The organism is Escherichia sp. E2748 (genome assembly GCF_005781125.1).
Classification (GTDB): Bacteria; Pseudomonadota; Gammaproteobacteria; order Enterobacterales; family Enterobacteriaceae; genus Escherichia.
The window spans coordinates 75,183-84,808 of record NZ_VATP01000004.1 but is presented as its reverse complement, the minus strand read 5'-3'; the positions used below and the strand labels follow the sequence as shown (position 1 = coordinate 84,808).

6 protein-coding genes, 1 tRNA gene and 1 pseudogene are annotated in these 9,626 nt (G+C 49.8%); 4 read left to right on the top strand and 4 right to left on the bottom strand.

Annotated elements, in window-relative coordinates; all coding sequences use genetic code 11:
* Positions 1–87 precede the first annotated feature (87 nt).
* Positions 88–1,599: a leucyl aminopeptidase gene (gene pepA / locus FEK42_RS07775; protein ID WP_000397144.1), complete on the bottom strand. Its 1,512-nt coding sequence runs from the start codon at positions 1,597–1,599 to the stop codon at positions 88–90.
* Between the two features lie 153 nt (positions 1,600–1,752).
* On the opposite strand from pepA, the gene ytgA reads away from it, so the two are divergent.
* The 3 genes from ytgA (at position 1,753) to lptG (ending at position 4,048) form a co-directional block, all read left to right on the top strand.
* Positions 1,753–1,803: a protein YtgA gene (gene ytgA, locus FEK42_RS23005; RefSeq protein ID WP_211180521.1), complete on the top strand. Its 51-nt coding sequence runs from the start codon at positions 1,753–1,755 to the stop codon at positions 1,801–1,803.
* A gap of 62 nt (positions 1,804–1,865) precedes the next feature.
* A complete protein-coding gene (lptF, locus tag FEK42_RS07770) occupies positions 1,866–2,966 on the top strand; it encodes an LPS export ABC transporter permease LptF (RefSeq protein ID WP_105290081.1) in 1,101 nt (366 codons plus the stop codon).
* Positions 2,966–4,048: an LPS export ABC transporter permease LptG gene (gene lptG / locus FEK42_RS07765; RefSeq protein WP_105290080.1), complete on the top strand. Its 1,083-nt coding sequence runs from the start codon at positions 2,966–2,968 to the stop codon at positions 4,046–4,048. The genes lptF and lptG overlap by 1 nt, the downstream gene beginning before the upstream one ends.
* A gap of 125 nt (positions 4,049–4,173) precedes the next feature.
* Here lptG and FEK42_RS07760 read toward each other — a convergent pair whose 3' ends face one another.
* Together FEK42_RS07760 and FEK42_RS23000 are read right to left on the bottom strand one after the other, a co-directional pair.
* Complete coding sequence (locus FEK42_RS07760; RefSeq protein ID WP_135491862.1) at positions 4,174–5,676, bottom strand: helicase HerA-like C-terminal domain-containing protein; 1,503 nt, start codon at positions 5,674–5,676, stop codon at positions 4,174–4,176.
* 109 nt (positions 5,677–5,785) lie between these two features.
* Positions 5,786–5,969: pseudogene (locus tag FEK42_RS23000) on the bottom strand (alcohol dehydrogenase); the annotation flags it as partial.
* Between the two features lie 195 nt (positions 5,970–6,164).
* Between FEK42_RS23000 and FEK42_RS07750 the strand changes: the two are divergent.
* Positions 6,165–6,249 (top strand) — tRNA-Leu (locus FEK42_RS07750).
* Between the two features lie 224 nt (positions 6,250–6,473).
* On the opposite strand, the gene FEK42_RS07745 is transcribed toward FEK42_RS07750, so the two are convergent.
* Positions 6,474–9,590, bottom strand: a complete 3,117-nt coding sequence (locus tag FEK42_RS07745) for an HsdR family type I site-specific deoxyribonuclease (protein WP_138211790.1) — start codon at positions 9,588–9,590, stop codon at positions 6,474–6,476.
* Positions 9,591–9,626: the final 36 nt, after the last annotated feature.

Below are 9,626 nucleotides of genomic sequence, written 5' to 3'. Positions count from 1 at the left end.
CTTATCAGGCCTACGAGTTCAGTGCTGTGTGTCGGTCGGATAAGGCGTTCACACCGCATCCGACAATAACAACTTTGCCTGATGCAATTACTCTTCGCCGTTAAACCCGGCGCGATTCAACAGGAACTGTGCCAGCAACGCCACCGGGCGACCGGTTGCGCCTTTTGCTTTACCAGAACGCCAGGCGGTTCCCGCGATATCCAGGTGTGCCCAGTTGTACTTACGGGTAAAGCGCGACAGGAAGCAACCTGCGGTAATCGCCCCGCCAGGACGACCGCCAATGTTAGCCATATCGGCAAAATTGGACTCCAGCTGTTCCTGATACTCGTCACCCAGCGGTAAACGCCATGCGCGGTCACCGGATTGTTCAGATGCAGCAATCAGCTCATGGGCCAGCGGGTTATGGTTTGCCATCAGACCGGTAATGTGATGGCCCAGCGCGATAACGCAAGCACCGGTCAGCGTCGCCACGTCAATCACCGCTTCCGGCTCAAAACGCTCAACGTAAGTTAACACGTCGCACAGTACCAGGCGGCCTTCGGCGTCGGTATTCAGCACTTCTACGGTTTGACCGGACATGGTGGTTAACACATCGCCCGGACGATAGGCACGCCCGCCAGGCATGTTTTCGCAGCCTGCCAGCACGCCGATAACGTTAATCGGCAGTTGCAGTTCCGCGACCATACGCATCACGCCATAAACCGCCGCCGCACCGCACATGTCGTACTTCATCTCATCCATGCCTTCTGAAGGCTTGATGGAGATACCGCCGGAGTCGAAGGTTAAACCTTTACCCACCAGCACGATTGGGCGTGCATCTTCCGACGCGTTGCCTTTGTACTCAATCACCGACATCAGCGATTCGTTTTGCGAACCCTGACCGACCGCCAGATAGGAATGCATCCCCAGCTCTTTCATCTGCTGTTCGCCGATAACGCGGGTGATGACATTTTTGCTGTAGCTGTCAGCCAGCTGGCGCGCCTGAGAGGCGAGGTAAGCGGCGTTACAGATATTCGGCGGCATATTGCCGAGGTCTTTCGCCGCTTTAATCCCGGCGGCAATCGCCAGACCGTGCTGGATCGCGCGCTCCCCGCTGGTCAGTTCACGGCGGGTCGGCACGTTGAACACCATTTTACGCAGCGGACGACGCGGTTCGCTCTTGTTCGTTTTCAGCTGATCAAAACTGTAGAGCGTCTCTTTTGCCGTCTCGACAGCCTGACGCACTTTCCAGTAGTTGTTACGGCCTTTAACGTGCAGTTCAGTCAGGAAGCAGACCGCTTCCATCGAGCCAGTATCATTCAGCGTATTAATGGTTTTCTGAATCACCTGCTTGTACTGGCGCTCATCCAGCTCACGTTCTTTGCCGCAACCAATAAGGAGAATGCGCTCAGAAAGCACGTTCGGCACATGGTGCAGCAACAGCGTCTGCCCCGGTTTTCCTTCCAGTTCGCCTCGGCGCAGCAGGGCGCTGATGTACCCATCGCTGATTTTATCGAGCTGTTCTGCAATCGGAGAAAGGCGACGTGGTTCGAAGACGCCCACGACGATGCAGGCACTCCGCTGTTTCTCCGGGCTACCGCTTTTTACACTAAACTCCATGCACTACGCTCCTGAATCTTAAAGACAACGGCGGTGGCTACAGATAGAATTGCAAGCTTTCGTAACTCATGTCCGCTGTTGCGATGACTTCGTGTTAATCTTAACGTTATTACGGCATTGGCACGTCAGAACAAAATCTGAGAGGTGAATCCGTTGAGTATAATTATCTTAGCGACGATTTCGACGACTCAAGAGAATAAATGACGTTTAAGCCATGAAACAAGCTAAAATCCTGCAAAAGACGAGTTTTTACGGGCGTATTTAAAGTGATAATCATAAGATATCTGGTGCGGGAGACGCTCAAAAGCCAGCTGGCGATACTCTTCATCTTGCTTTTGATCTTCTTCTGTCAAAAGTTAGTGAGGATCCTCGGCGCAGCGGTTGACGGCGATATTCCGGCGAATCTGGTGCTCTCCCTGTTGGGGCTGGGCGTGCCGGAAATGGCGCAGCTTATCCTGCCATTAAGCCTGTTCCTCGGGCTGCTGATGACGCTGGGCAAACTGTATACCGAAAGTGAAATTACGGTAATGCATGCCTGCGGCCTGAGCAAAGCGGTTCTGGTGAAAGCGGCGATGGTTCTCGCGGTGTTCACGGCGATTGTCGCGGCGGTTAACGTGATGTGGGCGGGGCCGTGGTCATCGCGCCATCAGGATGAAGTGCTGGCAGAAGCGAAAGCTAACCCAGGCATGGCGGCGCTGGCGCAAGGGCAATTCCAGCAAGCGACTAATGGCAGCTCAGTGCTGTTCATCGAAAGCGTTGACGGCAGCGATTTCAAAGATGTGTTCCTCGCGCAAATTCGACCAAAAGGTAACGCGCGTCCTTCTGTGGTGGTGGCCGATTCCGGACATTTAACGCAACTGCGCGACGGATCCCAGGTCGTCAGCCTCAACCAGGGAACGCGCTTCGAAGGCACTGCACTGTTACGTGATTTCCGCATTACGGACTTCCAGGATTATCAGGCGATCATTGGTCACCAGGCGGTGGCGCTCGACCCGAACGATACCGACCAGATGGACATGCGCACATTGTGGAACACCGACACCGATCGTGCCCGCGCAGAACTGAACTGGCGTATCACGCTGGTATTCACCGTGTTTATGATGGCGCTTATGGTCGTACCTCTGAGTGTGGTTAACCCGCGTCAGGGACGTGTCCTGTCGATGCTGCCAGCCATGCTGCTATATCTGCTTTTCTTCCTGATCCAGACCTCCCTTAAATCTAACGGCGGTAAAGGTAAGCTGGACCCGACGCTGTGGATGTGGACCGTTAACCTGATTTATCTGGCTTTGGCGATTGTTCTCAACCTTTGGGACACAGTGCCGGTCCGCCGCCTGCGCGCCAGTTTTTCGCGTAAAGGAGCGGTGTGATGCAACCTTTTGGTGTTCTTGACCGCTATATCGGTAAAACCATTTTCACCACCATCATGATGACGCTGTTCATGCTGGTGTCGCTTTCCGGCATTATCAAGTTTGTCGATCAGCTGAAAAAAGCCGGGCAGGGGAGTTACGACGCGGTAGGCGCGGGAATGTATACCCTGTTGAGCGTGCCGAAAGATGTGCAAATCTTCTTCCCGATGGCGGCCCTGCTGGGCGCGTTGCTCGGGCTGGGGATGCTGGCGCAGCGCAGCGAACTGGTGGTGATGCAGGCTTCTGGTTTTACCCGCATGCAAGTCGCGTTGTCAGTAATGAAAACCGCCATTCCACTGGTTTTGCTGACGATGGCGATTGGCGAATGGGTCGCGCCGCAGGGCGAACAGATGGCGCGTAATTACCGCGCGCAGGCGATGTACGGTGGTTCGTTGCTCTCTACTCAGCAAGGTTTATGGGCCAAAGATGGTGACAACTTTGTCTATATTGAGCGAGTAAAAGGTGACGAAGAGTTAGGTGGTATCAGTATTTATGCCTTTAACGAGAATCGTCGTCTGCAATCCGTTCGCTATGCCGCTTCCGCGAAGTTTGACCCTGAACATAAAGTCTGGCGTCTGTCGCAGGTTGATGAGTCTGACCTGACCAATCCAAAACAGATAACCGGTTCGCAGACGGTGAGCGGTACCTGGAAAACCAACCTCACGCCGGACAAACTGGGCGTGGTGGCGCTGGATCCGGATGCGCTCTCCATCAGTGGTTTGCACAACTACGTGAAGTATCTGAAGTCGAGCGGTCAGGACGCCGGGCGCTACCAGCTTAATATGTGGAGCAAAATCTTCCAGCCGCTATCCGTGGCGGTAATGATGCTGATGGCGCTGTCATTTATCTTCGGCCCGCTGCGCAGCGTGCCGATGGGCGTGCGCGTGGTCACTGGTATTAGCTTCGGTTTTGTGTTCTACGTACTGGACCAGATCTTCGGCCCGCTGACGTTGGTTTACGGCATTCCGCCGATTATCGGCGCACTGTTGCCAAGCGCCAGCTTCTTCTTAATCAGCCTGTGGCTGTTAATGAGAAAATCGTAACCTGATGAACGAATAAAGGGAGCTAAAGCTCCCTTTATTATTGTTAGCAAAGTGGCGTAGGCCTGATAAGCGTAGTGCATCAGGCAAAGGCAAGCTGGTGTGAGAGAACACAAACAGCGCCTGACTTACCTTTTTCTCCCCCCAAGCAAACTCCCCAGCACACCGCGTACAATCTGATTCGTCACCTGGCGGGCGGCGCTTTTCGCCATTGTTTGCACCACGCCATCTTTCTTCCCACCGCGTGGTCCGGTAGTGCCAAACAAAATATCCTTCAACCCACCCAGAATACCGTCATCTTCACTTATCTCTTTCCCTTTGGCCGGAGGGGTATTTTGCTGCTCGGTACTTGCCTGTACGCCTTTTTGCAACATCTCATAGGCGGATTCCCGGTCCACGTCATCTTCATACTTGCCGTACACCGGGGAGTGATTAATCAAGCCATTACGCTCATCTTCTGTTACCGGCCCCATCCGTGAACAAGGCGCGATCACCATCGCACGCTCTACCACAGAAGGGCTTCCTTTCGCATCCAGAAAAGAGATCAACGCTTCGCCGGTTCCTAGTTCCTGAATCGCCTTTTCCGTATCAAATGCAGGATTAGGTCGCATGGTTTGCGCTGCCGTCTTCACCGCTTTCTGGTCTTTCGGTGTAAAGGCGCGCAGAGCGTGCTGAACGCGATTTCCCAACTGCCCAAGCACGTTGTCTGGAATATCAGAAGGGTTTTGCGAAACAAACCAGACGCCTACGCCTTTTGAACGGATCAGCCTTATTACCTGTTCAATCTTATCCAGCAGCACCTGCGGCGCATCGTTAAACAACAGATGCGCTTCGTCGAAGAAAAACACCAGTTTCGGTTTTTCCAAATCCCCCGCTTCCGGTAATTGTTCATACAACTCTGAAAGCATCCACAACAGGCTGGCGGCGTACAGTTTAGGCATCTGGTAGAGTTTTTCGGCGCTAAGGATATTGATAACACCCTTACCGTTGGCATCGGTACGCATCCAGTCTTTGATATCCAGCATCGGCTCGCCAAAGAAATGCGTTGCCCCTTGCTGTTCCAGCGTCAGTAATCCGCGCTGGATGGCGCCAACCGATGCGCTACTGATATTACCGTACTGATTCTGGAATGATTTGGCGTTATCACCGATGTATTGGGTAATCGCCCGCAAATCTTTAAAGTCGAGAAGCAACAATCCCTGATCGTCAGCAATACGGAAAATGATATTCAGGACGCCAGATTGCACATCGTTGAGATTCAACAAACGCGCCAGCAACAACGGCCCGAGATCCGATACCGTTGCCCGCACTGGATGACCTTTCTCACCAAAAATATCCCATACCACCACTGGATTCGCATGTGGTTGCCAGTCGTTGACGCCGATATTTTTCAACCGAGCGAGCAGTCTTTCCGAGGTGGTACCTTCTGCCGCAACCCCGGTCAAATCACCTTTTACATCGGCCATAAACACCGGTACGCCGATTTCTGACAGAGATTCCGCCAGTTTTTGCAGCGTGACAGTTTTACCTGTCCCCGTTGCGCCAGTAATCAGTCCGTGACGGTTAGCCATAGCGGGTAATAAAAACAGTTCTGTGTCCGGCGTGCGGGCAATTAAACGTGGTTCGCTCATGAGATTTCCTCCAGTTCCCTGTCTGGAGTATAGGCACGGTTAAAAAGTTTTCACCACTAAATTCAGCCGATTGCGAGATATCTTAAAGGCCTGGCAGAAGCGACCCAACAAAGTCTCCGCAATTCATAATTGTAGGCACCGCACCTTGCCAGAAGTTGGTCTGATTATCGCGAATACAGGTGTCACAGTGACCACTGCTGCGCGGCGCTACCCTGGGCAACCACGCGGCGAATCACCTTATGTTCGGCAAGTAGCGGATATTGCGAAATTCCTATTCGTTATTGATTATCGACATGCTTTTGTCGTCCTCTGGTGTTGCCCGGGAAGTGTAGAGAATGGCTGAGCGGGGCCCGGAGTGTGACAAAGGTTACATATCGCTGAGTGTAATGCTGAAAATTTCAGCACTTAGCAAAGTGGGAGCAAGCTGGCGCTTGCATGGTGGCGTGCGACAGGTATAATCCACAACGTTTTCCGCATACCTCTTCAGTGCCGAAGTGGCGAAATCGGTAGACGCAGTTGATTCAAAATCAACCGTAGAAATACGTGCCGGTTCGAGTCCGGCCTTCGGCACCACATCGTATGCAAATCGAGTCGCTCAAGGGCGACTTTTTTTGTGTCTGGAATCCAGCAGTTATCTACCTTTTTCGCTATTTTAACTCTCTCAGGGCTAACCAATTCCAACCCATCGCAAACGAAAAATGTTGGTACAGACGTTGGTATTTTCGGTTCGATATTAATTTGTATTAGCTTAGTCCTGATCTGACAGCTATCTGCCAGATCAGGTTCGGATTAATACATTATATCTGCCCGCCTACACCTTTAAACTTCTCAATAAACGCGACGATCTTCTGGAAAACCGTCTGTTTTTTCGTCTTATATTGTGGATTTAACGGACTGAGTTTTGGCAATGTCTCGTTTAATTCCGTGCCATTTTCGGTGGCGTATTCGCGTTTTAAAGACGTGCGAATATAGCGTTTCGCCGCCTCTTCATTGAGATTTTCTTCTTTGATCAAGGCTTCTGCTTCACGTTGCTGTTCGCGTTGAGCAAAGGTAAAAAACGCGTCAATGATGCTGGCTTTATCCGGCAAATCATCTAGGTTCGTTTGCTGAATAAAATCGACCACCAGACCTTCTTTGGCACGGTTCCCAAGGCTTGAACGAATTAAGCGTTTGACCTCTTCGGTCATTTCGCCCTTACCTTTGTTTTGTCTGTTGTGTTCGAAAATCAGTCCAAGGATATAATCCAGGTTTATTTCCTGAGACTTCAGCAAATCGATTTCAAAAACTACGTCATCCCAGTCAGTGGTTGATTTTTCTTTTTTGTCAGCTTCTTTCTCACGGCGCTGCCAGTCACGAATATCGTTATAGGCAGAACGATAATCCTGAATCTTGCGTTCAGCAGGGAGACGAATCGTTTGTAATTCAGCGAACTTTTCATCATCCACATAATGTTCTTCTTTGAATTTTTCTACCGCAACAGGATCGCTAAGATCGATTTGTTGCAGGGCTTTCAGCGTGGCAAATTCATCATAGTTTTGCAGGATGTTCTCGGCACGCAGGTATTCACCAAACAGTTTTACGAAGTCTTTCTTCTCTTTTTCACTTTCAATATTGGCAGGGTCAGGGAACCGTTGTTCCAGTTCTGAAACTACTGCCATAAAGCCGCGTTTAGCTTCACCAGTGGCAGCATCAGTAAAGCCTTCCATATACTCTGCATAACTCTTTTCTAACACCACATTTTTGGTATTTTTATCACCAAACAGCGTTATGGCATCAATGGTTGAGCGTTCCAGATCCCGGAAAGTGACGATGTTACCGAAGGTTTTAGTGGCGTTATAAATGCGGTTGGTGCGGGAAAATGCCTGCATCAGGCCGTGAAAACGCAAGTTTTTATCGACGAATAGCGTGTTCAATGTTGGAGCGTCGAAGCCGGTTAAAAACATCCCAACGACAATTAACAGATCGATATCTTGATTTTTAACCCGTTGGGCTAAATCACGATAGTAGTTCTGAAAACCGTTACCGTCGGTGCTGAAGTTAGTTTTAAAATAGCTGTTATACTCACGAATTGCAGCGTCAAGAAACTCTTTAGCACTGCTGTCCATTGCGCTGGTATCAAAAGTTTCATCGGAAATTTCACCAATGGCATTTTGTTCTTCATTAGCGGCGAAGGAGAAGATTGTCGCAACACGCAGCGGTTTATAGGTAGCCGATTTATTAGCTGCTTCCTCTTGTAACCGTTTAAACGTCGCGTAATAGGCTTTCGCGGCATCCACGCTACTCACTGCCAGCATGGCATTAAAGCCTTTAGAGCTTGGGAAAGTACGGTGGGTCTTCTGGCGGAAGTTATTCAGAATATATTGCGTAATTTCCTGTATACGCATGGGATGAAGAAATGCCTGCTGATTTTCAGCCGCACTCAGTTTTTTCTCGTCAGTTTCTGTCTCTAAAGATTTAAACTGTGGCCGCACATCGTTATAGTCCACCTTGAATTTGAGCACTTTTTCATCACGAATCGCATCGGTAATCACATATGAATGCAATTCACGACCAAATACGCTGGCGGTCGTTTCTGAACCTAAAGCGTTTTCCGGGAAAATAGGGGTACCGGTAAAACCAAACTGATAATAGCGTTTGAATTTCTTCTTCAGGTTTTTCTGCGCTTCTCCAAACTGGCTGCGGTGGCATTCATCAAATATAAACACCACTTGCTGATTGTATACAGGCAGGTCGCTTTCTACTTTCATCAGGTTATTAAGTTTCTGAATAGTGGTGACGATAATTTTGTTATCGTCCTTATCCAGATTTCGTTTAAGGCCTGCGGTATTTTCCGAGCCGTTAACACTATCTGGCGAAAAACGCTGATATTCCTTCATGGTCTGGTAATCGAGATCTTTCCTGTCGACCACGAAGAAGACTTTATCAATAAAGTCCAGTTCTGTTGCCAGACGCGCGGCTTTAAAGCTGGTCAGTGTTTTACCAGAACCGGTAGTGTGCCAGATAAAGCCACCACTTTCGGGGTTAGACCAGTTTTTCGCTTTATAGGAGCTGTTGATTTTCCATAAGATTCGTTCGGTGGCGGCAATCTGGTACGGTCGCATCACCAGTAGCGTCTGGCTAATATCGAACACGCTGTAGTTCACCAGAACATTAAGCAGAGTATGTTTCTGGAAAAAGGTAGCGGTAAAATCTTTGAGGTCTTTAATCAGCGTGTTGTCTGATTTCGCCCAGTTCATGGTGAAGTCAAAACTGTTTTTATCGCGCTTTGTGGTGTTGGCAAAGTAACGGGTATCGGTGCCGTTAGAAATGACAAACAGTTGCAGATACTTAAACAGAGAATTTTCGCTGTTAAAACTCTCTTTGCTGTAACGATGTATCTGGTTAAAGGCCTCACGAATCGCCACGCCGCGCTTTTTCAGTTCGATTTGCACCAGCGGCAAGCCATTAACCAGGATCGTGACGTCATAACGGTTAGCGTGAGAGCCTGCCTGTTCAAACTGCTGGATAATCTGCACTTTATTGCGCATGAGATTCTTTTTATCTATCAAATAGATGTTCTCAAGACGCCCGTCATCAAAAATAAAGTCGCAAATATAGTCGATATGGATTTTACGGGTCTTATCCAGAATGCCATCACTCGGGTTGTCCAGATACTGCTCCGTGAAACGCCGCCACTCGCTGTCATTAAACACCACACCATTGAGGCTCTGAAGCTGTTCCCGAACATTGGACAGCATCGCCGACTGAGATTTTACGGATATAAATTCATAGCCCTGATTTCGCAGGTCCTGAATCAGTTCACGTTCCAGGTCCGATTCGCTCTGGTAGCTGTCGCCTGTTGGCTCAGCTTTGATGTACTTATCAAGAACGATAAAGTTATTGGATTCAGCAATGGTGTGTGTTTGATGAGTCATAGCGCATCCTTTGTGCCGTTTGGCAAGGGCCGGAAG

Excerpts from the sequence above, each read along its gene's own strand:
- pepA (WP_000397144.1), bottom strand. The coding sequence starts at position 1,599 with ATGGAGTTTAGTGTAAAAAGCGGTAGCCCGGAGAAACAGCGGAGTGCC.
- lptG (WP_105290080.1), top strand. The coding sequence starts at position 2,966 with ATGCAACCTTTTGGTGTTCTTGACCGCTATATCGGTAAAACCATTTTC.
- FEK42_RS07760 (WP_135491862.1), bottom strand. The coding sequence starts at position 5,676 with ATGAGCGAACCACGTTTAATTGCCCGCACGCCGGACACAGAACTGTTT.
- FEK42_RS07745 (WP_138211790.1), bottom strand. The coding sequence starts at position 9,590 with ATGACTCATCAAACACACACCATTGCTGAATCCAATAACTTTATCGTT.